Source organism: Achromobacter sp. Marseille-Q4954, from assembly GCF_943737025.1.
In the GTDB taxonomy this organism is placed as follows: domain Bacteria; phylum Pseudomonadota; class Gammaproteobacteria; order Burkholderiales; family Burkholderiaceae_B; genus Achromobacter; species Achromobacter bronchisepticus_A.
Map to the genome: position 1 here is coordinate 970,470 of NZ_CALSFQ010000001.1, position 24,629 is coordinate 995,098.

The following is a 24,629-nucleotide window of genomic DNA, read 5'->3' on the forward strand; positions in this document are numbered from 1 at the left end:
GCGTTGATAGTCGAAAAACGCATGTTTGCCAGAGAAAAAGTGGACGCTCCGCACAGTCGTTGGTTGATAGACTGCGACGAACTCCCGCCCCGCGTTCAATCAGCTGGCCTGCTCGCGCAGATTGCCGGTGCGGCGGCGGGCAATTCCAAAAAGCATATCGAGACGCGGAGATTGAGACATGGAGTATTCGCAATACATAGACGGCGAGTTCCGCGCAGGCACCGGCCAGGCAGAGCTGGTCCTGGTGTCGCCTGCAACGGAAGAGGAACTCGGACGCTACCGCGCCGCTTCGCCAGACGACGTCGAACGGGCGATCGGCGGCGCGCACCGCGCCTACGGCACGTGGCGCAGGACCAGCCCCACGCTCAGGTCTGAACTGCTGCGCAAAGTGGCGCAGGAAATGCGCGGAGACAGCGACAACTTGTCTCGCCAGATCACCCTCGAGCTTGGCAAACCCCTGTCCGAGGCGCGAAAGGAGGTCGACACCGCCGCGGAAATGTTCGAATGGGCCGCGGAGGAAGCGCGGCGCCTGTATGGCCGCCTGATTCCGGCCAGGACGCAAGGCGTGCAGCAGCTGGTCAAACTGGAGCCATATGGCGTGGTGGCAGGGTTTGCAGGATGGAACGCGCCTGCCATCACCCCCGCTCGCAAGATCAGCGGAGCCCTCGCCGCTGGCTGCACGATCGTGCTCAAGCCCTCCGAGGAAACAGCCGGCGTCGCCTTGTTGATTGCGCAGGCCTGCGAACGCGCGGGCCTGCCGCAAGGCGCCGTGAACATGGTGTTTGGCGACCCCGCGTCCATTGCTGATCAGCTGTGCGCCTCGTCGCGGGTGTCCATGATCACTTTCACTGGCGGAACCGAGGTGGGCAAGCAGCTGGGCGCAAAGGCGGCCTTGCACATGAAGAAAGCAACGCTGGAGCTGGGCGGCCACGCCCCCGTCGTGGTCTGGCACGATGCCGATATCGACGAGGTAGCCGCGGCAGGCGTCGCAGCCAAGTTCCGCAACGCCGGCCAGGTATGCACTTCGCCCACGCGCTTCCTTGTGCACAAGAACATCTTCGATGACTTCTGCGAAAGATTCGTCGCGCACACCCGCGCCTTGGCCGTAAGGGACCCTTTCGATCCCCAGTCGAGGATGGGGCCGCTGAAGAACAAGCGCCGCCTGGCCGCCATCGATGCCCTCGTGCGCGACGCGGTCGAATGCGGCGCCACGCTGCTCGCCGGGGGCCGCGCAATCGAGGGGCGCGGCCATTTCTATCAACCCACCGTCCTGGCGCTGCGAGACAGGCGCGCGGAAGTCAGCCGCATGGAGCCTTTCGGTCCTGTGGCCCTGATGATGCCCGTGGAGGACGCCGACGAGGCCATTGCCGAGGCAAATGCGCTGCCCTTTGGGTTGGCCGCCTATGCGTTCACCAACGACATGAAACTGGCGCACCGGCTGGTCAACGAGATAGAGAGTGGCGTCGTCTGCATCAATGATCTGCAGGCCTCGCTGCCGGAAACGCCATTTGGCGGCTTCAAGGACAGTGGATTGGGATCTGAAGGCGGCGAGGAAGGACTGCGGGAATTCCTGCGCGTGAAGTGCGTGCGTCAAGGCGGGTTGGCCTGACGCCTGATATGTTTTTTTGGCATGTTTGTCGGCGCGATTGGAAAAACTGCGCGCACATGCCCCGACTTAAGATCCCCGCACTAAATAGAAACCATTGGGACCGTCATGAATTTCAACCTTTCGGAAGAGTACCAGGCGTTTGCAGATAGCGTCGCGCGATTCGCGCAGGACAAATTGGCTCCTGGAGCGCTGGAACGGGCCCACTCCAATCAGTACCCCTGGGAAACCGCGGCGCTGCTGGCGGAACAGGGTTTGCTGGGCATTGTTTTTCCCGAGGAGGACGGAGGCCAGGGCGGCACCTTGATGCACGCCGTGCTTGCGATCCAGCAAGTGGCGCTGGCGTGTCCGAAAAGCGCGGATATCGTGCAGGCGGGCAACTTCGGACCTATCCGCACCTTCGTCGAGTATGCCAACAAGGAACAGAAGGCCCGCTTTCTCCCTGACCTGCTGTCTGGGAAGAAACTGATTTCGCTAGGCATGACGGAGCCGGGCGCCGGCTCCGCGGTGACCGACTTGAAAACATCGGCGGCGCTCGAGGGAGACCACTACGTCGTCAATGGCAGCAAGGTTTTCTCCACCCACAGTCCCGATGCGGAGCTCTTTCTTGTCTATGTGCGGTTCGGCCCTGGCGTGGAAGGCATCGGGTCCATCCTGATCGAACGAGGCGCGCCGGGTTTCGAGATAGGAAAGCCCTCAAGCTTCATGAACGGAGAGCAGTGGTCTCAGCTTTACTTCGAGCAATGCCGGGTGCCGAAGGAAAATCTGCTGTTGGGTCCGGGCGGCTTCAAGAAGCAGATTTCCGGATTCAACGTGGAACGGCTGGGCAATGCCTCGCGCGCGCTGGCCCTGGGAAGGTACGCCTTCAACATGGCCAGAGACCATGCCACATTGCGCAAGCAGTTCGGCCGCGAGCTGTGCGAGTTCCAGGGCTTGCAGTGGAAGTTTGCCGATATGTGGATGAAGCTCGAGCAAGCTCAGCTGCTGCTCTACAAGGCCGCTCTCGAAGGCGAGCAAGGGCTGCCCTCGGCGCAAAGCACCGCCATGGCGAAACTCGCCTGCAATATGGCAGGCTGGGACACATCCAATGATGCCATGCAGATCATGGGTGGAATGGGTTTCAGCCAGGAAGCATTGGTAGAGTATTGCGTTCGCCGGACCCGCGGCTGGATGATCGCGGGCGGGTCCATCGAAGTACTGAAGAACCGAATTGCCGAGGGTATTTTTGGCCGCTCGTTTTCCCAGCGCGCGCCCAGAGCCTCGCATCAATGAGAGTACGCATGTCCATCATCGAGCATTCCGAGCAGTTGATCAGCCAGGCACTTTTGCATCCGCGCAGCATCGCATTGGTGGGCGTATCGGATGATCCCGGCAAGACGGGCGGCCGCCCCCTGCAATTCCTGCGCCGCTCGCGGTTCGCAGGAAAGATCTACCCCATCAATCCGAATCGCGATCAGGTCCAGGGTGAACAGGCTTGGCCCAGTCTCAGTGCCTTGCCAGAGGTGCCGGAGCATGTCTTCATCCTGTCCTCCACCGATACGGTGCTTCCCGCCGTCAGGGAATGCGCGGAACTCGGCGTGAAGCAGGTGACCATCCTGGCGACGGGTTTCTCGGAATCCGGAGAAGAAGGCTGCCAGCGCGAACGGGAACTTCGCGACTTTGCGCAAGCCTCGGGCGTCAGGATCCTGGGGCCAAGCAGCCTGGGCGTCGTCAATCCCCACAACGGCCTGGTCCTGACCGCGAACGCCGCGTTCGCGGAACCTGACCTGCCCAAGGGAAACCTGTTCGTCGCCTCGCACAGCGGCAGCATGATCGGAGCCCTGGTTTCAAGAGGCAAGGCGCGCGGCGTGGGTTTCGCCGGCCTGGTGTCCGTCGGCAGCGAAGCGGATTTGTGCGTGGGAGAGATTTGCCAGGCGACACTCGACGATCCGACGATCGCGGGCTACGTGCTCTTTCTTGAAAGCCTGCGTCACGGAGACAAATTGAGAGCATTCGCCGCCGAGGCCGCCCGCCGGGGCAAACCCGTGATCGCCTATAAATTGGGCCGTTCGAACGCCGCGGCGGAAATGGCCGCCACGCACACTGGCGCCTTGGCGGGCGAGGACGACATTGCGGACGCGTTCCTGAAAGACCTGGGCGTGGTCCGCGTCGAGATGCTGGAAACCCTCTTCGAGGCTTTGCCGCTGGCAAAAAGAATGCCCGCGCCTGATTCCCGCGCCAAACGGGTGGGCGTGGTTGCCACGACGGGCGGCGGCGCCGCCATGGTCGTCGATCAACTGGGTATTCGGAACGTGACCGTGCAGCCGCTGTCCGAAGCCACGCAGCGCAAGTTGAAAGAGGCACAGATTCCCGGCTCCGCCGGCCGCGTGCTGGACCTGACCTTGGCAGGAACGAAGTATGAGGTCATGAAGAAGGCGCTGCAGATCATGCTGGAAGCGCCGGAGTTCGACCTGGTGGTCGCGGTCGTGGGCTCATCCGCAAGGCTGCAGCCTGAACTGGCCGTCAAACCCATCCTGGAATTCACCAGCGCGGACAAGCCTCTAGCCGTGATGCTGGTACCCGACGCCCCCGAAGCTCTGGGCACGCTGACGCGTGCAGGCATCCCCTGCTTTCGCACGCCAGAGACGTGCGCTGACGCCATTTCCTCGGTGTTTGCCCGACGGAAACTCTCTACCGCCGCCGCAGCCGGATCGCCCCAATTGGCGCAAGCGCAGGCCCTGAGCGAGGCGCAAGCCTATGACGTGCTGGACCGCTTGCAGGTGCCTCATGCCGACTACGCAATCTTCCCATTGAACGGCCAGATCCCGACGCTGCCTTTCGAGTATCCAGTGGTGGCCAAGCTCTGTTCGGCGGAAATTCCCCACAAGACAGAAGTAGGCGGCGTCGTGCTCAACATTCAGGATCCCGCGCAGCTGTCCCGGGCCTTCGAAACGTTACGCACGAATCTGCGACAGAAAGCGCCGCAGCTCGTGTGCGAGCACGTGCTGGTTCAACCTCAGTTGCAGGGAATGGCAGAGGTATTGATCGGCTACCGGGTCGACCCCGATGCAGGGCCCATCGTCATGTTGGCCGCCGGAGGCGTCTGGGCTGAGGTCCTGCGCGACAGGAGCATCCGCCTGGCGCCGGTATCGGTCGAAGGCGCACGGGAAATGATCGAAGAGATCCGAATCCTGAAAACCGTATCGGGTTTGCGCGGCAAACCAAAGGGTGACCTGGAGGCCCTGGCACACGCCATCTCCAAGCTGTCCATGCTCGCGCAACGACCCGAATTGAAGCTACGGGAGGCCGAAGTCAACCCGATGCTGCTGTTGGCCGAAGGACAAGGCGTCCTGGCCGTGGACGCCCTGGTCATGCAAAGCGCGTGACCAGCATGGATCGCCGTCAGCAATCCGGCAACAGGGGCCGGGTCGCTGCGGCTTCCGACAGAATCCAGTCCCGGAACAAAGTTATCTTCCGGGCTTCGCGACGGACCTTGGGTCGCAGCAGGTAGAAGGAAAGGCCTGTTCTTACCGGCTGCTTGAACGGATACAGCAGGCTCCCTTCTTCGATGTCCCCCATCAAGAGCGCCACCTGACCGATCGCCACGCCCAGGCCGTCCATGGCGGCCTGCCACGTCAGCACCGAGCTGCTGAAATTCATCTGGTGGGTATCGGCAATATCGGCCAAGTGCCCGTGCGCCTTTGCCCACATCTTCCACTCCCCCTTGGGCCGATAGTGCGAAACCAGTAGCCGCGTGCGCAGGATGGCTTGGGGATACGCGGTTTCCGGAGCATGCTTTCTCAGAAACGCGTTGCTGCAAACCGGCTCGATGATGTCGTCGAACAATAGATCGGCTTCGGTGTCGGGGTTGCCGCCGCTACCCAACTGGATGCTGAAATCAATGCGGTCCCGCTCGAAATCAATGTCCTTGACCAGATTGATGATCAGGACTGAAAACTCTGGGTATTTCTTCTGGAAGCTTTCCAGTCGCGGGATCAGCCACTTCGCGGCAAACGTCGTATAGGTATGCACGCGTATCTTGTTGTCGTTGCCCTGCTCCATGATGCTATGGGTCGCATCCGCGATCTGGTCGAAGGCCGGAATGATCCGCTCTCCGAGCTCTTCCCCGATATCCGTCAGACTGATGCCCCGCTGTTCGCGCCGGAACAGCTTTACCCCCAGATACTTCTCCAGCACGTCCAGCTGCTTGCTGATCGCCGACTGGCCGACGTGAAGCTCCTTGGCGGCCTTGGTCAGACTCTTGGTGCGCGCGACGACATAGAACGCGCGCAGAGGATTCATGGGGGGAATTTTCTTTGACATGGAATGACTACTGACGATTCACATGGAATGGACGGCCCGCCCAGCTATCGTGAAAAGGTCAGAGACGCGCATGCGATCCGTACCGGCCATGGAGCGCGTTGCGCCCGGCACTTTGCGAGTGGTTCGCATTTTGTCTCCGTGAGTTTTGTTTTGCATGGCGAGCACGAATCATACACAGGGGCCCGGAGTCTTTCGTCGTCTCCCCTCTTGAGGTCCGCCCCATGACTTTCCGGCGCAGGTGCGCTGCCGCCAGCAAGCGTGCAAATGCAACATTCTTGGCTCGCTGCCTGTCCACGATCGGATGAAGCAAGCGACAAAAAGCCCGTAAGAAATGGATTCTTACGGGCTTTTTACTTTCCAGGCGTATGCCTGGAACAAATTCTTGGTGCCGACGGCGAGACTCGAACTCGCACAGCTTTCGCCACTACCCCCTCAAGATAGCGTGTCTACCAATTTCACCACGTCGGCTAACTTCAACCAGAAAAGCGTGCTTTCCTGGAAAGTCGAACATTCTATCACGCAAATCAGGAATCGGGTGGTTCCGTGCTGCTTTGTCGCTGCAACGCCACCAATCCGTCCCCAAGAACGCTTCTGAGGGGCCGCGGACGGCCCCTTCCCCAGCCTATCAGTTGATCTGCAGGTTGGTCGCCTTGACGACCTCGCCCCACTTGCGGGTTTCGCTTTCCATGAAGGCCTTGAACGCTTGCGGCGTGTTGGGCGGCGGGGGCATGAGGAAGCCGTTGGTCTGGTAGCTGGCGGCCAGCGCGGCGTCGGAGGTCAGGGCCTTGTTGATGGCGGCGTTGACCTTCTGGACGATTTCGGGCGGGGTGCCAGCCGGCGCATACACGCCGAACCAGGCCGCCACGTCGAAGCCTTCCACTCCGGATTCGGCGATGGTGGGGATTTCCGGGGCGAACGGCACGCGGCTGCCGGTCGTGACGGCAAGACCCGTCAGCTTGCCCGCGCGCACGTGCGGCAGCAGCGGCGGCAGGTTGTCGAAGATCGAGTCCACTTGTCCGCCCAGCAGGTCGGCCACGGCCGGGCCGCTGCCGCGGTACGGAACGTGCAGGATGTCGATGCCGGTCTTCATCTTGAAGAGTTCGCAGCCCAGGTGCGCGGACGAGCCGTTGCCGGGCGAGGCGCAGGTGAGCTTGCCGGGGTTCTTCTTGGCGTAGGCGATGTATTCCTGCACCGACTTGACCGGCACGCTGGCGTTGACGGCCAGGATGTTGGGCACCACGTTCAGCAGGGCGACGGCGTCCAGGTCCTTGAGCGCGTCATAGGACATCTTGGAATAGAGCGACTGGTTGATCGCGGTGGAAATCGATCCGACGAACAGGGTGTAGCCGTCGGGCGCCGAACGGGCGACGGACTCGGCGCCGATGTTGCTGTTGGCGCCGGGCTTGTTCTCGACCACGAAGGTCTGGCCGAATTCCTTGCCCAGCACGTCGGCGATCATGCGCGCGCTGATGTCGGTGGTGCCGCCCGGGGCGTAGCCCACGACCAGCCGCACCGGCTTGGTCGGATAGGCGCCGGCCTGGGCCTGCGCCGGTCCGCTGGCGATGCACGCCAGCACTGCCGCCACGCCGGCCAGTTTGGTATAGATCTTCTTCATGTTTCCTCCTGTCGAAAACGGATGGGCGCGCATGGAAATGCGCGCCGTTTTTTTGTTGTTGTGCGGGTGCTCCTGCCCGGGGCGGCTGGCGCCGCCCGCGTCAGGCGGTCGCCGCCGGCCGCAAGGGCGCGATCAGGTCCGGGGTGAGGTCGGCCAGCGTCGCGCAGCCGAGCAGCGCCATGTTGGTCGAGATCTCGCTGCGGAATATGTCCGCCACTTTGCGGATGCCGGCGCTGCCGGCCACGGCCGCGCCGAACAATTGGGGCCTGCCGGTGAAGACCATGCGCGCGCCCAGGGCCACGGCCTTGAGCACGTCGGAGCCGCGGCGAAAGCCGCCGTCTACCATGACCGGGAAGCCCGGCGGCACCGCGGCCACCACGTCGGGCAGCGCCTGCAGGGGCGAGATGCAGCCATCCAGCTGGCGTCCGCCATGGTTCGACACGATCACGCCGTCGGCGCCCGCCGCATAGGCCAGGCGCGCATCGTCGGGATGCATCACGCCCTTGAGCACCAGCTTGCCGGGCCAGTTCTCGCGGATCCAGCGGATGTGCTCCCACGACAGCTTGTCGCGTTCGCCGCGAAAACCGTTGGGCGGGTCTTGCGTGATGGGCGGGCCGATTTCTTCGTACAGGTTCGAGAACCTGGGGATGCCGCTGCCCAGCAACGTGCGCAGGAAGACGTTGAAGCTCCAGCGCGGATGGCGCATGCCGTCCAGCATCACGCTGGGGCTGAGCTTGAAGGGCACGGTGAACGAGAGCTTCTGCAGGTTCTCGCGGTTGGCGCCCACGCAGGTGTCGATGGTCACCACCAGCACCGGGATCTCGGCCTGGCGCAGCCGCGCCAGCAGCTTGGCGATGCGCTCGGTATTGCCTGGCAGATAAGCCTGGTACCAGCAGCGCTTGCCGGTGGCTTCCTGCAAACGTTCCAGCGGTACGCTGGAAGCGCCGCTGATGATGAACGGAATCTCGGCCTGCTGGGCGGCCTGCGCCAACGCCAGGTCGCACTCATGCATGACGATGGCGGAGAACCCGGTAGGCGCGAACCCCAGCGGCATGGCGTAGCGCTGTCCGTAGAGTTCGACCCGGCTGCTGCGCTGGTCGACCACGCGCAGGCCGCGCGGCCGGAAACCCACGTCGCCCAGCGCGCGCACGCTCTCGGCAAGCGAAGCGCCGTCCTCGGTGCCGCCGCAGACGTAGCCTTCGACGCAGCGCGGCATGATGCGCCGCGCCTCGCGTTCGAAGTCGCGCATGGACAGGCAACGGTCCAGACGGCTCATGCGGCCACCGGCGAGCCGGCCTGCTCGCGCAGCGCCTGCATGCAGGCGGCCAGCGAACGGTCCTGCGTATCCTGGTAAAGCGCCAGTTCGTCCTGCACCTTGGCGCCCAGGGCCTGCTCGAAAGCGGCCTGGCTGGCGTTCTGCGCGTATTCGGCCTGGGCCTTGTCGCCCAGGTTCGACTGGAAGATGCCGGCCGCGCTGACGGGCAGGAAGTCCTCGTACACCAGCGGCTCGAAGCGGATGTGGCCCTGGGCGATCAGGTCCTGCAGGCCGGCCTCGGGATCCGCGCCTTCCTTGCCGGTCAGGAAATAGCGGAAATAGGCCAGCCCCTGCGCATGCAGCGCGTCGTAGTCATCCGGGAAGGCGGCGAAACAGTCCTGCAGGTTCTGCATGTAGGCCGCTGCATTGCCTTCTTTGGGCGCGCCGCTGATGCGGCTGCGGGCCAGGTCCAGCAACTGGTCGTACAGCGCCCGGCCCTTGCGGGTCAGCGCGACGCCGCGCTGCTCGATCTCGCCGAAGCGCGCCGTGTGGCTGCCGGCCGCGGACTGGCCGTCGGCGCCGGCGAACAGGACCGCTTCCTCCAGCGCCTTGAAGCTGGTCTGGCGCAGCAGGATCGGGCACCTGCGCGGCGGCGGGCCTTCGATCACGGCCTTGGCGGACACGCCGCGGCGGGGCATCTCGGCCTGGGCTTCATCGATGTCCAGCGTGCGCGGGGTCAGGTGGTTGATGTGCGGGCCCTTGAAGGCCACCACGTCGGCGATCAGGCGATGCTGACCATGCAGTTCCTCGTAGTCTTCCAGGCTGACGGTGGCCTCGCTGTGCCAGCGGAAGGTATGCAGGGCTTCTTCCACGAATTCGCGGGCCGCGGCTACATCCAATCCGCCCTGCGCCTCGAAGCGGGCCGCGAGTTCCAGCGTGCGCGCGGTGAAGATCTGGCGCGCGGCCAGGATGCGGGCGGCCTTCTCGCGCAAGGTCTCGTCGGCGATCAGTTCCAGCCGCAGCAGCGAGGTAAAGACGCGGAACGGGCTGGCCTGCAACGAGGCTTCGTGGGTGGCGCGAAAGGCGGTGGAATGCACCGGCACGCCGGCCGGCGACAGATCGTAATAGCCCACCGGCTGCATGCCCATCACGGCGAACACGCGCCGCAGGTTGGCCAGTTCCTGCGCGGTGCCGACTCGGATCGCGCCGTGGCGCTCGATGTCCAGGCGCTCGATCTCGCCGGTGCGCGCCAGCTGCGTGGCCAGCTCGGGCTGCTCGGCCAGCGTCTTGGCGTTGACCTGTGCGACCAGGTCCAGCAGCGTGTCGTACAGCGGCACTTCCGACTTGTACATGTCGGACATGGCGCGGGAGAACCAGGCGCGGATCTGGTCCGGATTGACGAAATTCTGACTCATGGCGGGCTCGGCACATCGGTAAACAAGGATGGCCGCATGAAATCATGCGCTGCGCGCGCAATCAAATGAAAAAAATCGGTTTAATCAGTCCGTTTTTTCATGGATCGCGCGCGCTGGGCGTCGCGCTCGCGCTTGCGTGCGGCCTCTTGTTCCACCCAGGCGACGAACTGCTTGATCTTGGGCACTTCGGCCGAATGCTCGGAGTAGGCGACGAAGTACGCGCCGTCGCTGGGCTGCACATAGTCCCAGGGAATCACCAGCTTGCCGGCCTGCAACTCCTCTTCGGCCAGCAGGCGCGGCGTCAACGCCACGCCGCAGCCGCCCTCTGCCGCACGCACGCACATGTAGAAGGTATCGAAGCGGGGACCGTGGTAGCTGCGGTCGGACTGGAACTGCTGACGCGAGAAGTAGTCGTGCCAGGCTTCCGGGCGCGAAGCGCATTGGATCAGCGCCTGCGCGCTCAGCGCATCCAGGCTGTCGACCCTGTCACCCGGAAGAAAGCCGGGCGCGCACACCGGCACCACCTCTGCACCGAACAATTCCCGGCACTGGGCGCCCGGCAAGGTGCCATGCCCGAAGAAGAAGGAGATGTCGATCTTGGCCTGCATCAGGTCGAAGGGCCGGGTTTCGCTGCGCACCTTGACCTGGATGTCCGGATGCGCGGCCATGAAGCCTTGCAGGCGCGGGATCAGCCAGCGCGCGCCGAAGGTGGGCTGGGTGCCGATGGTGAGCACCTGGGTCTCGCTGCCGTAGGTCAGGATGTAGCGCGAGGACATGTCCACCTGGTTCAGGATGGCCCTGACCTCGGACTGGTACAAGGCTCCCGCAGGCGTCAGTTGCAGGCGCCGCCGCACCCGCAGGAACAGCGGGTTGCGCAGCAGCGCCTCCAGCTGCGCGATCTGCTTGCTGATCGCGCTCTGGGTCATGTGCAGTTCCTCGGCGGCGCGCGTGAAGCTCATGTGCCGCGCCACCGCCTCGAAACATTGCAGCGCCATCATCGATGGCATCAAACGCTTTTCCATGGGGCCGATCCGGGTATGCCTGTGCTGGCCGCGGCCGGCGTCCCATCGCCGGCCGCAGCGCTTGCGGCATTATCGCAGGCCCAGGCTCACCACTGGTATCCGACCCCCGCCGCGCCGCCGAAATCACCGCGGGACGTGCCGTTGGCCGATACCTTGTAGACCCAGCGCCCGCCGCTGGAAACGCGCGACAGGCCCATGGCGTAGCCCGATTCGCCATTCCAGGTGCCGCCCGCCATGGACAGCATGTTGCGGCCCGGCAGATAGGCCTGCGGCAAGGAAGCCGTCGCCATGGCCGCGGCCACGCCCGCGCTCAGCATGCGCTCCTGGGAATCCAGGTCATTGCGCAGGTTCTGCACGGAATGCTCGACGGCGCCCACGCGCGCCTCGCTTGCGCTGCTGGCGGCGCGCAGCTGACCCACGTTGACGGCATCGGTGTCCTCGCTGCCCGCCGCCACGCCCGTCATCTGGCGTCCGCCCACGTTCACCTCGCCGGTGGAGTTTTGGGGCCGCGCCATGCCGTAGGCCTCGTAGCCTTCCTGCGCGCCGCGCGCCGCCGAGGACCCAGCCCCCAGCGCCACGCTGTTGCCCGCGCTGGCCACCGCGCCGGCACCGACCGCGACGCTCTGCGTAGCCGCGGACGAGTCCGCGCCCACCGACACGCTGCGGTCCGCCACGGAACCGCGTCCGGCATTCGAGCCTATCGATACGTTGTCGCTGCCGCGCACGCCCGACCCGGCGGCCGTGCCCTGCGCCACGTTGTTGTTGCCGACGACGTCGCGGCCGGCGGCCAGCCCGCTAGCCGTATTGCCATCGCCCTGCACGCCGTAGCCCGCGTAGGCGCCGGCAGCCATGTTGTTGGCGCCGGTCACGTTCTGCCCGGCATTCTTGCCCTGCGCCAGGTTGCCCTCGCCCTCCACGTTCTGGCCCGCGTTCTGGCCCAGCGCCAGGTTGCCGTCGCCGACGACATTGCGGCCCGCTTCCTGGCCGAATGCCGAGTTGCCGTTGCCGGTGACGTTGCGGCCGGCGTTGGTGCCATAGGCGGCATTGTTGTTGCCCACCGTGTCCGTGCCGGCCCAGAAGCCAAAGGCATCGTTGTAGTCGCCCGTGACGTTCTGCCCGGCGCTGCGGCCGAACGACTGGTTCCAGCCGCCCTGCACGTTGGTGCCGGCGTAATAGCCGATGGCCTGGTTGGCGTTCTTGCCGCCGACCTTGGAGCCCGCGCCTTCGCCGATCGCGAGGTTCCAGTTGGTGCTCACGTCCTGGCCCGCGCCATTGCCCAGGCCGATGTTGTTGCTGCCTTTCACGTTGACGCCGGCGTTCTTGCCTATGGCGTGATTACCCTTGCCCGTCACACCCTGGGCGGCGCCCGGTCCATAGCCGAGATTGCTGCCGTCCCACATCACGGGCGGCGCGGTCTGCGCCTGCGCGGCCGATCCCCCGGCCAGCGCACCCACCAGAACCGCCACCGACAAGCCGTTGGCGGCCAGAATTGCGTATGTGTTCTTCATGATCATGTTGGTAGTTTTTTGTTGCGGATGGCCAGGCGCGCACCCCGATGCGCGCCTGGCCCGCTCATGCCTGGGCCATCACAGATGCAGCGCCATGGCGGGGTCGCTGACGCTCGCGCGGCCGTTCTCCATGCGTCCGGCGAAGCGGCGTTCGAAGCCTTCGGCGGTGACGGTGAAGTCGTACCAGTTGCCGCTTTCCTTGATGGACCAGTGGTGTTCGGCGACCTTGCCCGGCTCGACCGTCAGGGTCCAGGGGCCGTCCTTGCGGTAGGCGTTGGATTGCAGGTTCGCCTGCAGGCTGGCCGTGCCGCGGTTGGACACCTTCACGTAGAGCGCGCTGCCGGCCGGCTCGTAGCAGACCTGCACTTCCAAAGCCGCGCCGCGCTGCGTGTTGCCGGAGAAGGTCCGCACGAAGCCGTTGCTGCTGTACACCCACAGGTCATAGTCGCCGCCGGTCCAGGTGTCCGACAGCGTCTTGCCGGCTTCGACGGTGTAGCGCCGCGGGATCAGGTCCAGGTTGCGCTTGTCGTACACATGGAACACCGCGCCCGCTTCGCCCGTGTTGCTGAACAGCAGTTCGACGGCGCCGTCCGCGCCAAGCCGGGCGCTGGTGTGCAGTTCATAAGGCAGCGCGCGCGACAGCCGCGTGCCGGTCTCCTGGAACAGCGGCTGGGGGATGGCGGGCGCCTGCGTCACGGCAGTGGTGGGCAACAGCTTCTGCGCCGCGTTGATCGCGGGATAGTTGCTGGTGTCGGGCAGCGTGGGCACGCGGGGATCGTTGGGGCTGACGAAGTCGAAGCAGGAGGTCAGGTCGCCGCAAACCGCGCGGCTCCAAGGACTGATGGCGTCGACCTTGATGTCGAAGCGCTGCTCCAGGAACCGGCCCACGGAGGTGTGATCGAACACCTGCGAATTGACCCAGCCGCCCTTGCTCCACGGCGACACCACGTACATGGGCACGCGCGAGCTCAGGCCCCACGGCCGGATGTTGCCGGTGATCTTGTCATCGGCCTTCAGGTAGCTGCCCACCGAGGCATCGAAGTACTCGCCGTCCAGCGGCACGGTGGACTTGCCCATCAGCACGCCGTTGGCGTCATAGGACGGCACTGCCGGCATGGCGGCGTGATCGAAGAAGCCGTCATTCTCGTCGAAGGTCACGAACAGCGCGGTCTTGCTCCAGACTTCCGGATTGGAGGTCAACGCGTCCAGCACGTCGGCAATGAAGTCGGCCGCGCCGGCCACGCCTTCGCTGCTGCCCGGATGCTCGGCCAGCGCCTGGGTGGGCAGCACCCAGGACACCTGCGGCAAGGTGCCGTTGGCCACGTCCTGCTTGAGCTGCGCCAGGAAATTGACGGCGCCGTCGTTCTTCTCGGGGCCGCCCGTCAGGCCGTGTTCATAGATCGGCGAACCCGGCTGCGCGGTGCGGAAGCTCTTGAAGGCCAGGCAGCCATGCATCGCGCCCGTCCAGTTGTTGTTCATGTTCTGGTAGATGTGCCAACTGACCCCGGCGCGCTGCAGCAGGTCGGGCAAGGTGTCCCACTTGAAGGCGCTGTTCTTGTACTTGTAGTTGTAGACGCCCGTCACGGGGTCGACCTGGCCCGAACCGTCGGCCAGTTGCGCGCGGCCCGCGACCCAGTTGGACGGGCTGGGCCAGCAGCGCGAGTTGACGGGCTCCGAATCGGTATCGGTGCTGTTCACGCCCAGCTTGCGCAGTTCGGGATTGGCATTGGCGCCCGACCAGAACACGATGCGGTTGGGATCGGTGCCGGTCAGGATGGAACAGTGATAGCCGTCGCAGACCGTGAAGGCGTCGGCCAGCGCGAACTGGTACGGAATGTCCTCGCGCATGAAGAAGCCCATGGTGGCCTGGTTCTTGTACTGGATCCACTGGTCCATCTTGCCCTGGTTCCAGGCCGCCTGCTGGTCGGGGAAATTGTGCGGCGTGCCCGATCCGATCAGCGCGTTGCTGGTCCTGGAATCGCGGCGGAAGGGCTGGATGTCCTGGCCGCCCTTGGGGTCGGGCTGGAAGAACACCGACTTGCCGCTGGCCAGCGGAATCGGGAAGCGGTCGCCGAAGCCGCGCACGCCGCGCATGGTGCCGAAATAGTGGTCGAACGAGCGGTTCTCCTGCATCAGGATCACGATGTGCTTGATGTCCTTGATGGTGCCGCTTTCGACCGCCGCGGGAACCGCCAGCGCGCGCTGGATCGAGGCGGGCAGCAAGGCCATCGCCGACAGGGCGCCGGCCGCCTGGGCCGAGGCGCGGAAGAACTGCCGGCGGCCCGGCAAGGCCGGGGACACGCTGGCGGAATGCGAGGGGTAGGTCTTGGTCATGGGGCTACTCTTGCGTTGGGTTGAGCGGATCGGGCGTTCAGGGCGCGCAGCGCAGTTGCGGCGCGGGCGGCGGCGTCTCGGGCTGTCCGGTCTCGGGCGGCGCGGTCGCGCCGTCATCCGAGTCGTCATCGCCGCCGCAGGCGGCAAGGGTCAAACTCAAGGCGATGGCCGCAACAAGGGCGCGGCCCAGTGCAAAGTACGGGGTCATGAAAACTCCTGGTCAGGGAACGTTGCCGGGTCCGTCCGGCAGAAAACCTATCGGGGCGCGGCGGCCTGGCTGGCCGCCGCGCCAGCTCAGCTCAAGCGGCGCCGCAAGCGGGCGGCGACCTGGTCCAGCAAGAACACGGTGATGAAGATCACGACGAGAATGGTCCCGACGTGGGCGTACTGGTACATGTCGTAGCGGCCTTTCAGCTCCTGGCCGATGCCGCCCGCGCCCACCAGGCCCACGACCGTGGCCATGCGCACGTTGCGGTCCAGGATGTACAGGGTGTAGCCGGTGAACTTGGGCATGACTTGCGGCAGCACGGCATAGGCCAACACGCGCGGCTTGCTGGCGCCGATCGCGGCCAGCGCCTCTTGCGGCTTGGCGTCGGCCGTCTCGATATCCTCGGCGTAGAACTTGCCCAGGAATCCCATCGAATGGATGGCCAGCGCCAGCACCCCGGCAATCGGGCCGAAGCCGTAGGCCAGCACCAGGAACAGCGCGCAGATCAGCTCGGGCATCGCGCGGAACATGCTGACGATGGCCCGCGCCGCCACGTACAGCAGCCGGTTGGGGGCGTAATTGCGGGCGCTGCAATAGGCCAGCGGCACGCTGCCCAGTACGGCCAGCAAGGTCGCCCAGATGGCTATCTCGAAGGTCTCGACCATCTTCACCGCCACCCGCCACAGATAGCCCAGCGGCTCGACCAGATAGGTCTGCGTGGACACCTCGTCTTCCATCTTCAGCGTGTGCGGATTCAACCGGTTTTCGGTCACCTGCAGCGTTTCCACACGGGCCAGCCACGGCAACTTGTCCGGATCGAATCCTTCTATGCGCGAGGTCTCGGTGCGATAAGAGACCTGCAGCGGGAACAGGTTGTCGGCCAGGGCGCCCAGGCCCGCCGTGACCTGGGACTGCTGCTTCAGGCCCACCGCCGCCAGCGCGCCGTCCAGGGTCAGCGCCGCCATGCGGCCCATCTCGACCCGTTGGCCGGTGTAGAGGAACAACATCAGCGCCGCGATCACGATCAGCAGCGCGCGGGCGCCGTAAGGCGGATCCAGGCGCCAGGCCGCGTTGTCGGCCGGCGTTTTCAATGCCTGCGTGTTCATTGCGCGCCTCCCGCCGACAACACCGCCGGCCGGATCGGCCTGGCCGCGCGCGGCTCGACATGGCCGCGGCCCGCAAGATCGGCAGCGGCGATGCCGCTCTCCGGCTGCGGGGCCCGATACAGGGCGCGGGCGGTGGCCTCATCGAACGCGCCCGCCGGTCCGTCGAACACCATGACGCCATGGCGCAGCGCCACGATGCGGTCGGCGAACTCGCGGGCCAGATCGACCTGGTGCAGGCTGCACAGGACGGTCGCGCCGCGTTCCCGCGCCTGATTGCGCAACAGCTCCAGGATGTCGCGGCTGATGCGCGGGTCCAGGCTGGCCACCGGCTCGTCGGCCAGCAACAAGGCCGGGGCCAGCATGAAGGCGCGGGCGATGCCCACGCGCTGCTGCTGGCCGCCAGACAATTCGCTCACGCGGCGTTGCAGATGTTCGGGCTGCAGGCCGACTTCGCGCACCAGCTTGCAGGCCCGTTCGCGCAATTCCGCGGGGAAGCGCATCAGATAGGCGCGCCATGCCGGCAAGCCGGGCAGCGCGCCCGACAGCACGTTGGTCGCGACCGTCGCGCGCGACACCAGGTTGAAGTGCTGATGCACCATGCCGATCCGTGGCCGCACGGCAGCAAGCGTCGAAGGCTGCACCTGCGTGCCATCGACCCACACTTCCCCTTGGGTCGGCACGGTCAAGCCGTTGGCCATGCGCAGCAAGGTCGATTTGCCCGCGCCCGAGGCGCCGAGGATGACGCAGAACTGGCCGCGCGGCACCTGCAGCGACACCGAGTTCAGGGCCGCGGTCCCGTCGGCGTAGCGCATGCCGACGGCGTCGTAGCGCAGCATGTCCATTTCGCTTGCTCCGGCGATCACCGCTGTGCCGCCTTCTGCAGGATTTCGCCCTTGATCTCGTCGGTCAGCAGGGCCATCTTCGAAGCCGGGCCAGCGAACTGCGCCTCGGAGAACTCGGTGTCGAAGCGATCCAGCTTGGCGCCGCCGTAGCCGCGCACCATGTCCGGGGTCACGCCGGGCGCCTGATGCACCTTGGCAAATGCCTGCTTGAGCGTCGCCTTCAGCGACTCGGGCAGCTTGGTGTTCATTGCCAGCGGCGGATACGGGATGGGTTCGCTCTTGAAGATCACCTTCACGGACTTCGGGTCCACCGCGCCCTGGCGCACCGCCTTGTCGAAGGAATCGAACGACAGCGCGGCCGCGTCGACCTGGCCCTGCACCAGCGCGGCCAGGCTGCTGGCGTGGCTGCCGGTCAATTGCAGCGCCGCCAGGTCCTTGGCCGGGTTCATGCCGTCCTTGATCATGGACGCCACCTGGAAGGTGAAGCTGGAAGCCGAGTTCACGTCGCCGAACGCGGCGCGCTTGCCCTTCAGGTCGGCCAACGTATTGATCGGCGAATCGGCCCGGGCGAACATCGCGGCGTAGTAGGCGGACTCGCCTTTCTGCACGCCCACGGCCAGCAACTGCGCGCATTGGCGCTCGTGCGCCTGCACGTACGAAACCGGTCCCAGGAACGCGACCTCGGCCAACTGGTTGCACATGCCTTCGACCACGGCGCCGTAGGATTGGCCCACCGTCAGTTGGAAATGCAGCCCGGTGCTGCGCGTGATCGCATTGAAGATCGGCGCGTAGTCGGCCTTGGTGCCCGATTCGGTGCCGCCATCGGCAGGTATCAGCAGCACGCGCAACGGACGCTGCTGCGAGCCGTCGGCCAGGGATTGGGCTTGCGCGAGGGGTGCGGCGGCCAGCAGGGAAACCAGCGCCAGGGCGGGCGCGCAATTGCGGATCTTCATTTTTCTGTTCCTAGTCTTGTTGAGGTTGCCATCGGGGCGCTGCGTGCTCGGCCCTGATTCCGGACGCAGATTAGTGATGGCACATGACAGGAAAATGAAAATTGCTCAAATCAAAAAAATGAATTTTTGAATTTTGTTCAGATAGAATCACAGCCGCCGGGCAGGCCCGAACCGTAGCGGGCGCCCACTCCTTTCAACCCTGCACGCGCTTCGACGCCACCACGCCGATCCATGACCCGCATTGCCTGCACTCCTCTCGCTTCCCATTCCCAAGCCCCGACGTCGGAACCGCCCTGGACCGCCCGCTCGCGCGGCCTGATCCTGGATCTGGACGGGACATTGATACGGGGCCATGAAGTGATACCGGGCGCCAGCGAGCTGCTGACCCGCTGGGCGGGACGCTGCGTCATCGTGTCCAACAATTCCACTGACACGGCGGCAGGCCTGGCGCCGCGCTTGCGGGCGATGGGCCTGCCGGTGCAAGCCGAAACGCTGATCCTGGCCGGCGAGCAGGCCGTGCGCCATATCGCCCGGCAGCATCCGCGGGCCGCGGTGCTGCTCTGCGCCTCGGACGCATTGCGCGGCTTCGCCGCCAGCCTGGGGCTGGCGCTGGTGGACCGCGATGCGGACATCGTGCTGCTGGCGCGCGATCTGTCGTTCGGCTACGGGACGCTGCAGACCCTGGCAGGCGAGCTGGCGCGCGGCGCGGCCTTGATGGTCAGCAACGGCGATCTCACCCATCCCGGCCCGCAAGGCGCCATCGTCCCCGAAACAGGCGCGCTACTGCAGTCGGTGCTGGCCTGCGCGCCTGGCGTGCGCCCGCAAATACTCGGCAAGCCGGGAGCCATGCTGTTGGAGGAAGGATTGCGCCGGCTGGGCCTCGCGCCGGCGGACGCCACGGTCATCGGCGACAACGTGCGCACCGATGCGCTGGGCGCGGTGCGCCTGGGCATCGGCTATCTGCTGGTCGGCACTGCGCCTTACGCGGATGCGCCGGACGTGGCGGGGCTGCTGGATGGCGCGCGTCCGCGCAGGCATGCGCTGCCGGCGGACATCGAAGGCGATCAGTAGCGCTTGTTCGACAGCACGTCGAAGGTGCTGCGCAGCGTGGAGACGGCCTTGTCGTAGTCGGACAGGGCCAGGCAGGCGATGAGCGTGTCGATGATGGCCAACTGCGCCAACCGGCTGGTCATGGCCTCGGTGCGGAAACGGGTCTCGCGCGACATGGTGTGCAGCACCACGTCCGCGTGTTCCTGGATCGGCGATTTGCCGAAATTGGTGATGCAGATCGTGCGCGCCCCGGCTTCCTTGGCCAGCCGCGTCGCCAACACGGTTTCATGGGTGCTGCCGGAATGCGAAATGGTCAGCACGGCGACGTCCGGCCCGGTCAGCGACGCGCTGATGGCCTGCACGTGGGAATCGGTCACTGCCGTGGCATGCAGCCCGATGCGCAACATGCGGTAGTGCGCGTCATGCGCGATGACGGCCGAGCTGCCGATGCCGTAGATTTCCACGCGGCGGGCGCCGCGGATCAGTTCCACGGCCGCCGACAGCGCGGCCACGTCCAGCACCGATTCCGTTTCCTGCAGGGTCTGGATATTGCTGTGGAAGATCTTGCTGACGACCTGCTCGGGCGTGTCCTGGGCCGCCAGGTCTTCATGGATGTACTGCACCGGCTGCACGATCTGCTGCGCCAGCGCGATCTTCAGCTGTTGAAAGCCCGTGGCGCCCAGCAGCTTGCAAAAACCCACCACGCTGCCTTCGCTGCACTGGGTGCGCTCGGCCACTTCGCTGACCGACATGTGCACCACCTCGGCCGGGTTGCGTATGACGAACTCGCCGATGCGCTGCGAGGCCGCCCCCATCGAGGGCAGCAGGCTCTGGATGCGCGCCAGCATGGCCTGCGGCGAGCCCCGCTGCTGATCGGCGGCGGTCGGGGTTCGGGGAGTGCGTTTGGATGTGGCCATGGCAGAGATCGAGGAACAGGAACCGGATGCGCAGGCAACGATACCCTACCCGCTGCCGGCGCGGCGACGGCGCATGCTAACGGCCGCCGATGACAGGATATCCGGGCAGCCGCAAGCCGCCCATGAAAAAGGCCGGCATGTGCCGGCCTTTCCGTTTGCTGTGGCTTACTTCGCCGGCGCCGCGGGCGTTTCGGCGGGCTTGTCGCCTGCGGCCGGTGCGGCCGGGGTGGCGGGTGCGGCCGGGACCGAGGGCACCGACGCGTCGGGCTTGGCCGGAGCGGCGGGCACCGAACCCGCGCCGGGAACCGACGAACCAGCGGGAGCGGGCGCTGCGCCCGGCACTTGCGGCACCGAACGGTCGGCCGGGAAGCTTTGCATCACGCCGGAGTCGACGGCAGGGCCGCTATTGCCCTTGTGGCTGACATAAGCCAGGCCGGCGGTGGACGCGAAGAAGACCACGGCGGCCCACTTGGTCGCGCGCGACAGGAAGTTCGCCGCGCCGGTGGCGCCGAACAGGCTGCCGGCCGAGCCACTGCCGAAGGCGGACCCCATGTCGGCGCCTTTGCCCTGCTGAAGCAGGACCAGGACGATGATAGCCAGCGCCGAGATCACTTGGACGGCCAGCAGGATTTTGAGCATCAAGGGCATTACAGACTCCGGAACGGAAACTTAGATAGCGGCGATTCGCAAAAATTCTTCGGCCACGAGCGACGCGCCGCCGACCAGGGCACCGTCGATATCAGTCATGGCGAACAAACTGGCGGCATTGGCAGCTTTGACGCTACCGCCGTACAACACTTGCACCTGCGCCGCGCCCAGCGCGCGCAGGGCGGCGCGGATGGCGCCATGGACTTCCTGCGCCTGCTCGGGGCTGGCGGTGCGGCCGGTGCCGATGGCCCAGACGGGCTCATAGGCCAGGACCATGCGCGAAACCGCCTCGGCGCCCAGCGCCAGGACGGGCTTCAACTGGCGTTCGATCACGGCCAGCGTGTTGCCGGCTTCGCGGTCGGCCAGGGATTCGCCCACGCACACCACCGGGGTCAGGCCGGCAGCCAGCGCGGCCTGGGCCTTGGCGGCCACGGCCTCGTCGGTCTCGCCGTGCAGCACGCGGCGCTCGGAGTGACCGGCCAGGACCCAGCGGCAGCCGAATTCCTTCAGCATGGCGCCGGAGACTTCCCCGGTGTAGGCGCCCTTTTCATGGGCGCTGACGTCTTGCGCACCCCAGGACACGCTGCTGCCGGTCAGGGCCGACGCCGCTTGCGCGAGGTAGGGGAACGGCACACAGATGCCGATTTCGCAGTGGCTCGCAGCATCCGCGGCGCGCAGCTCGGTCAGCAACGCGGCGTTCTCGGCCAGGTTGCCGTGCATCTTCCAGTTGCCCAGCACGAGGCGGGCGCGGTTTTCGACTGAAGTCATGGCGAGGTATCTGTATCGGTTGGACTGGGGCGAGCCAAGGGCTGCGTAGCAACCGCCCACGGGCCTGCCTGGAAAAAATTCCAGGCGAAACCCGTGATTGTATCCTGTTGCGGGACGCTACGCCGAGCGCCCCCCATTTCTTACATGGTCAGGATGATTTTGCCGATGTTTTCACCGCTTTCCATCATGGCATGGGCGCGCGAGGCCTCGGCCAGCGGGAAGGTGGCGTGCACGATGGGCTTGATGGCCCCTTTTTCCAGCAGGGGCCAGGCCTGCTCGCGCAGGGCGCGCGCGATGGCGCCCTTGAAGGCGACCGGACGGGGACGCAAGGTCGAGCCGGTGATGGTCAGGCGGCGGCGCATGACCTGGGCCGTATCCACATTGGCGTGGGAACCGCCCAGCTGGGCGATGATGACGATGCGGCCGTCGTCGGCCAGGCACTGCATGTCGCGGCCGATGTAATCGCCGGCCACCATGTCCAGGATCACGTCCACGCCGCGTCCGCCGGTGGCGTCCAGCACTTCCTTCACGAAATCCTGGGTCTTGTAGTTGATGCCGCGCTCGGCGCCCAGCGCTTCCACGGCGCGGGCCCGGTCGTCGCTGCCGACGGTGGCATAGACCTTGTGGCCCATGGCGCGGGCCAGCTGGATGGCCGTGGTGCCGATGCCGCTGGCGCCGCCATGCACCAGCAATGCCTCGCCTTCGGACAGGCGGCCGCGGTCGAATACGTTGCTCCAGACCGTGAAATAGGTTTCCGGCAGGCCGGCGGCCTCGATGTCGGACAGGCCCTTGGGAATCGGCAGGCATTGCGCCGCGGGCGCGACGCAGTATTCCGCGTAGCCGCCGCCCGCCACCAGGGCGCAGACTTTGTCGCCCAAGGCAAAACCGCTGCCGGCCAGGTCGCCGCCGACGATCTCGCCGGCCACTTCCAGGCCCGGCAGGTCCGAGGCGCCGCGCGGCGGCGCGTAGTTGCCCTTGCGCTGGAACACGTCGGGACGGTTGACGCCCGCGGCGCTCACTTTGATCAGGACTTCACCCGCGCCGGCTTCCGGCGTGGGGCGCTCCACGGGGACCAGGACCTCGGGGCCACCAGGGCGAGAGATTTCTACGGCGTGCATCGCGTGCCTCCTTTGCAGCAAATGGATTATTATTGCGCCCTTTACGGCATATCGTGTTCCCGGCCCGGCAGATTGTTTGCCTGATGGCCGGATCGCCGGAATATACGCAATACCAGGAAGCGTGGCAGAGTGGTCGATTGCACCGGTCTTGAAAACCGGCAACGGGCAACCGTTCGTGAGTTCGAATCTCACCGCTTCCGCCAAGACACCCATGAGTTTCAAAAGGGTTGGGCGGCAGGTTTCATCTACTCCTGAATAGCCAACGACAGGCGATAGGTGCGCTATCCAAGTAGCGATACGCCTCTTCTCCGCACACCTCAATGCCTTGCCGCGATAGCTCGGAGTTGCCGCAGAGCCGCGTCCCGAAGGCCATTCAACGGCCACCTGACCCGTGCACCCAAGTCTGACCATCGGCCAGACCATGGATCCCCACAAAGGGAGTCTGCAAACTGTGTGGCGAGTGGAACACACCCACCCCGCGGACCTGCACCGCCGATCACAATGCCATGCCCCAAATCGCTGTGCGATTCTGCGTGACGAACTATCAGACCAATGGACGCACAACCGCCTGTTACATAATGTTATAACCCAAGCAAGCTCTTTATCTATCGACGTAAGAGTTCCACATCGATTCGTTGCTCATGAACTGAGCCAAGGACACAAACGATGACTTGCGAGTTGGTAGTAGCAAACAGGCTGGGAATAGCGCTAGCAGCTGATAGCGCTGTGACATTTAGCGATTCCAATGGTCAGAGCACATATGCCTCGGGTGCAAACAAGATTTTCCAACTTGCCGTAGATCATCCGATTGCCGTGATGATCTACAACAATGCAAACCTGCATCAAGTTCCATGGGAGCTGATTCTCAAGGCGTATCGGGAAGAGCTAGGAAAGAAGTCATTCCGCAAAGTGGGAGACTATGCAACGGACTTGGTCCGCTTTCTAAATCAGCACGTAGGGCTGCTCCCTCCTGCAATGCGGTACGAGTCCACGCTCGCTGCGTATCGCAAGTTCGTCATTCGCATCTTGCACTCTGCCTTTGAGTCGGCAGACTCGTTGAAAAATGTGCAGACGCCAGCAGTCACCCTCCAAGCGATCTGGACTGCCTTCTTCGCAAAAGTCTGCGCCGAGATTCAAGCTGCCCCGATTCACGCGAATCTATCTTCGGCTGATCGTTGGAAGGCGCTGGAGCGGGATGTCGATGTTCTCAAGACAGACATCATTGAATATTTACAAGCGGAGCATCAACATCTTCTGCCGATCATCAACCCAGTCGACTTGGCTTCCACTGCAATTGAAGCGGCATATTGCGATTGGGAAGATGCCCTGTCATTGGACTACACAGGCGTGGTAATCACGGGTTTCGGATCCGATGACTTCATGCCGAGCTTCCAGAATATTCACGTCCACAGCTTCGTCGGCAGCAAGCTTCTCTGGTCCAAGATCAAAAGCGACGAAATCACATTCGAGGCCAACAAGGGTTCGATGATTCAACCATTCGCTCAAAGAAGCATGGTCGAAACATTCACGCAAGGAGCCAGCCCAGAAGTTTGGCGCACAGTCCGCGAGTCGTACGGCAAACATGCGGCAGATGCTTGCAGGCAAGCGGCAAAAGCCGCCGGGGTAGCGATTCCTGAGGCCGATATTGAGGCTGCCATCGCTCAAAGCGTCCCCGCCTTTACAAAAGGATGGGCCTACGCAACCTTCAACGCACATTTGAGACCTCTCCACTCTGTCGTATCGGGCCTTGCCATCCCCGAGATCGCGGAGTTGGCGGAAACCTTGGTGATGCTAGAATCTTTAAAAGAGAAGGTAACGTCACGCACCCAATCAGTAGGTGGGCCGATTGATGTAGCAGTGATTACGAAGGCTGAAGGACTGGTATGGATCAAGAGAAAGCACTACTTTGAACCGAAGCTGAATTCTCGCTACTTCAACCGCCAGATACGCCCCAATTGAGAA

20 protein-coding genes and 2 tRNA genes are annotated in these 24,629 nt (G+C 64.8%); 6 read left to right on the forward strand and 16 right to left on the reverse strand.

The annotated features are described in order from the left end of the window. Positions 1-178 precede the first annotated feature (178 nt). The 3 genes from NGK62_RS04470 (at position 179) to NGK62_RS04480 (ending at position 4,971) form a co-directional block, all read left to right on the forward strand. Positions 179-1,609: an NAD-dependent succinate-semialdehyde dehydrogenase gene (locus NGK62_RS04470; RefSeq protein WP_251877587.1), complete on the forward strand. Its 1,431-nt coding sequence runs from the start codon at positions 179-181 to the stop codon at positions 1,607-1,609. Positions 1,610-1,714: 105 nt separating this feature from the next. Next, positions 1,715-2,878, forward strand: a complete 1,164-nt coding sequence (locus NGK62_RS04475; RefSeq protein ID WP_251877589.1) for an acyl-CoA dehydrogenase family protein — start codon at positions 1,715-1,717, stop codon at positions 2,876-2,878. A gap of 8 nt (positions 2,879-2,886) precedes the next feature. Continuing rightward, complete coding sequence (locus NGK62_RS04480) at positions 2,887-4,971, forward strand: acetate--CoA ligase family protein (RefSeq protein WP_251877591.1); 2,085 nt, start codon at positions 2,887-2,889, stop codon at positions 4,969-4,971. Between the two features lie 16 nt (positions 4,972-4,987). Here NGK62_RS04480 and NGK62_RS04485 read toward each other — a convergent pair whose 3' ends face one another. From NGK62_RS04485 to NGK62_RS04540, 12 genes are all read right to left on the reverse strand, one after another. Beyond that, a complete protein-coding gene (locus tag NGK62_RS04485) occupies positions 4,988-5,887 on the reverse strand; it encodes a LysR family transcriptional regulator (protein ID WP_251877593.1) in 900 nt (299 codons plus the stop codon). A gap of 404 nt (positions 5,888-6,291) precedes the next feature. Then, positions 6,292-6,376: transfer RNA gene (locus NGK62_RS04490), tRNA-Leu, on the reverse strand. Between the two features lie 157 nt (positions 6,377-6,533). Continuing rightward, complete coding sequence (locus NGK62_RS04495; protein ID WP_192352546.1) at positions 6,534-7,523, reverse strand: Bug family tripartite tricarboxylate transporter substrate binding protein; 990 nt, start codon at positions 7,521-7,523, stop codon at positions 6,534-6,536. 100 nt (positions 7,524-7,623) lie between these two features. Continuing rightward, positions 7,624-8,799: an alpha-hydroxy acid oxidase gene (locus NGK62_RS04500; RefSeq protein WP_251877595.1), complete on the reverse strand. Its 1,176-nt coding sequence runs from the start codon at positions 8,797-8,799 to the stop codon at positions 7,624-7,626. Then, on the reverse strand, positions 8,796-10,193 hold the full coding sequence (gene hglS / locus NGK62_RS04505) for a 2-oxoadipate dioxygenase/decarboxylase HglS (RefSeq protein WP_251877597.1): 1,398 nt from the start codon (positions 10,191-10,193) through the stop codon (positions 8,796-8,798). The genes NGK62_RS04500 and hglS overlap by 4 nt, the downstream gene beginning before the upstream one ends. Before the next feature lie 80 nt (positions 10,194-10,273). Next, positions 10,274-11,215: a LysR substrate-binding domain-containing protein gene (locus tag NGK62_RS04510; RefSeq protein ID WP_251877599.1), complete on the reverse strand. Its 942-nt coding sequence runs from the start codon at positions 11,213-11,215 to the stop codon at positions 10,274-10,276. Between the two features lie 86 nt (positions 11,216-11,301). Continuing rightward, the gene (locus tag NGK62_RS04515; protein WP_251877601.1) at positions 11,302-12,723 is read right to left on the reverse strand and encodes a YadA family autotransporter adhesin; all 1,422 of its coding nucleotides are present in this window, start codon (positions 12,721-12,723) and stop codon (positions 11,302-11,304) included. Between the two features lie 78 nt (positions 12,724-12,801). After that, positions 12,802-15,057 carry a phosphocholine-specific phospholipase C gene (locus tag NGK62_RS04520; RefSeq protein ID WP_251877603.1) on the reverse strand — a complete coding sequence of 752 codons (2,256 nt, stop codon included), beginning with the start codon at positions 15,055-15,057 and terminating at the stop codon, positions 12,802-12,804. 37 nt (positions 15,058-15,094) lie between these two features. Beyond that, the gene (locus NGK62_RS04525) at positions 15,095-15,265 is read right to left on the reverse strand and encodes a hypothetical protein (RefSeq protein ID WP_165867779.1); all 171 of its coding nucleotides are present in this window, start codon (positions 15,263-15,265) and stop codon (positions 15,095-15,097) included. A gap of 86 nt (positions 15,266-15,351) precedes the next feature. Continuing rightward, positions 15,352-16,371, reverse strand: coding sequence for a phosphonate ABC transporter, permease protein PhnE (gene phnE, locus NGK62_RS04530; protein WP_118931733.1), 1,020 nt, complete (start codon positions 16,369-16,371; stop codon positions 15,352-15,354). Then, entirely contained in the window at positions 16,368-17,213 is an 846-nt protein-coding gene (locus NGK62_RS04535) for a phosphonate ABC transporter ATP-binding protein (protein WP_118931732.1), read from the reverse strand. Before NGK62_RS04535 ends, phnE begins: the two co-directional genes overlap by 4 nt. Before the next feature lie 17 nt (positions 17,214-17,230). Further along, positions 17,231-18,166 (reverse strand): phosphate/phosphite/phosphonate ABC transporter substrate-binding protein, encoded by a 936-nt coding sequence (locus NGK62_RS04540; RefSeq protein WP_118931731.1) that lies wholly within the window; start codon positions 18,164-18,166, stop codon positions 17,231-17,233. Positions 18,167-18,397: 231 nt separating this feature from the next. Between NGK62_RS04540 and NGK62_RS04545 the strand changes: the two genes are divergently transcribed. Continuing rightward, a complete protein-coding gene (locus tag NGK62_RS04545; protein ID WP_251877605.1) occupies positions 18,398-19,237 on the forward strand; it encodes an HAD-IIA family hydrolase in 840 nt (279 codons plus the stop codon). Here the strand turns inward: NGK62_RS04545 and NGK62_RS04550 are convergent. From NGK62_RS04550 to NGK62_RS04565, 4 genes are all read right to left on the reverse strand, one after another. After that, the gene (locus tag NGK62_RS04550; protein WP_223283221.1) at positions 19,231-20,133 is read right to left on the reverse strand and encodes a MurR/RpiR family transcriptional regulator; all 903 of its coding nucleotides are present in this window, start codon (positions 20,131-20,133) and stop codon (positions 19,231-19,233) included. The two genes, NGK62_RS04545 and NGK62_RS04550, sit on opposite strands and share 7 nt — an antisense overlap. A gap of 165 nt (positions 20,134-20,298) precedes the next feature. Beyond that, complete coding sequence (gene secG / locus NGK62_RS04555; protein WP_059375538.1) at positions 20,299-20,781, reverse strand: preprotein translocase subunit SecG; 483 nt, start codon at positions 20,779-20,781, stop codon at positions 20,299-20,301. Positions 20,782-20,802: 21 nt separating this feature from the next. Next, positions 20,803-21,549, reverse strand: coding sequence for a triose-phosphate isomerase (gene tpiA / locus NGK62_RS04560; RefSeq protein WP_251877607.1), 747 nt, complete (start codon positions 21,547-21,549; stop codon positions 20,803-20,805). A gap of 140 nt (positions 21,550-21,689) precedes the next feature. Continuing rightward, positions 21,690-22,667: an NAD(P)H-quinone oxidoreductase gene (locus NGK62_RS04565; protein WP_251877609.1), complete on the reverse strand. Its 978-nt coding sequence runs from the start codon at positions 22,665-22,667 to the stop codon at positions 21,690-21,692. 115 nt (positions 22,668-22,782) lie between these two features. On the opposite strand from NGK62_RS04565, the gene NGK62_RS04570 reads away from it, so the two are divergent. Both NGK62_RS04570 and NGK62_RS04575 read left to right on the forward strand, forming a co-directional pair. Then, a tRNA-Ser gene (locus NGK62_RS04570) sits at positions 22,783-22,870 on the forward strand. 523 nt (positions 22,871-23,393) lie between these two features. Beyond that, on the forward strand, positions 23,394-24,626 hold the full coding sequence (locus NGK62_RS04575; RefSeq protein WP_251877611.1) for a hypothetical protein: 1,233 nt from the start codon (positions 23,394-23,396) through the stop codon (positions 24,624-24,626). Positions 24,627-24,629: the final 3 nt, after the last annotated feature.

Coding starts and splice junctions, on each gene's coding strand:
- NGK62_RS04470 (WP_251877587.1), top strand. CDS start 179: ATGGAGTATTCGCAATACATAGACGGCGAGTTCCGCGCAGGCACCGGC.
- NGK62_RS04475 (WP_251877589.1), top strand. CDS start 1,715: ATGAATTTCAACCTTTCGGAAGAGTACCAGGCGTTTGCAGATAGCGTC.
- NGK62_RS04480 (WP_251877591.1), top strand. CDS start 2,887: ATGTCCATCATCGAGCATTCCGAGCAGTTGATCAGCCAGGCACTTTTG.
- NGK62_RS04485 (WP_251877593.1), bottom strand. CDS start 5,887: ATGAATCCTCTGCGCGCGTTCTATGTCGTCGCGCGCACCAAGAGTCTG.
- NGK62_RS04495 (WP_192352546.1), bottom strand. CDS start 7,523: ATGAAGAAGATCTATACCAAACTGGCCGGCGTGGCGGCAGTGCTGGCG.
- NGK62_RS04500 (WP_251877595.1), bottom strand. CDS start 8,799: ATGAGCCGTCTGGACCGTTGCCTGTCCATGCGCGACTTCGAACGCGAG.
- hglS (WP_251877597.1), bottom strand. CDS start 10,193: ATGAGTCAGAATTTCGTCAATCCGGACCAGATCCGCGCCTGGTTCTCC.
- NGK62_RS04510 (WP_251877599.1), bottom strand. CDS start 11,215: ATGGAAAAGCGTTTGATGCCATCGATGATGGCGCTGCAATGTTTCGAG.
- NGK62_RS04515 (WP_251877601.1), bottom strand. CDS start 12,723: ATGAAGAACACATACGCAATTCTGGCCGCCAACGGCTTGTCGGTGGCG.
- NGK62_RS04520 (WP_251877603.1), bottom strand. CDS start 15,057: ATGACCAAGACCTACCCCTCGCATTCCGCCAGCGTGTCCCCGGCCTTG.
- NGK62_RS04525 (WP_165867779.1), bottom strand. CDS start 15,265: ATGACCCCGTACTTTGCACTGGGCCGCGCCCTTGTTGCGGCCATCGCC.
- phnE (WP_118931733.1), bottom strand. CDS start 16,371: ATGAACACGCAGGCATTGAAAACGCCGGCCGACAACGCGGCCTGGCGC.
- NGK62_RS04535 (WP_118931732.1), bottom strand. CDS start 17,213: ATGGACATGCTGCGCTACGACGCCGTCGGCATGCGCTACGCCGACGGG.
- NGK62_RS04540 (WP_118931731.1), bottom strand. CDS start 18,166: ATGAAGATCCGCAATTGCGCGCCCGCCCTGGCGCTGGTTTCCCTGCTG.
- NGK62_RS04545 (WP_251877605.1), top strand. CDS start 18,398: ATGACCCGCATTGCCTGCACTCCTCTCGCTTCCCATTCCCAAGCCCCG.
- NGK62_RS04550 (WP_223283221.1), bottom strand. CDS start 20,133: ATGGCCACATCCAAACGCACTCCCCGAACCCCGACCGCCGCCGATCAG.
- secG (WP_059375538.1), bottom strand. CDS start 20,781: ATGCCCTTGATGCTCAAAATCCTGCTGGCCGTCCAAGTGATCTCGGCG.
- tpiA (WP_251877607.1), bottom strand. CDS start 21,549: ATGACTTCAGTCGAAAACCGCGCCCGCCTCGTGCTGGGCAACTGGAAG.
- NGK62_RS04565 (WP_251877609.1), bottom strand. CDS start 22,667: ATGCACGCCGTAGAAATCTCTCGCCCTGGTGGCCCCGAGGTCCTGGTC.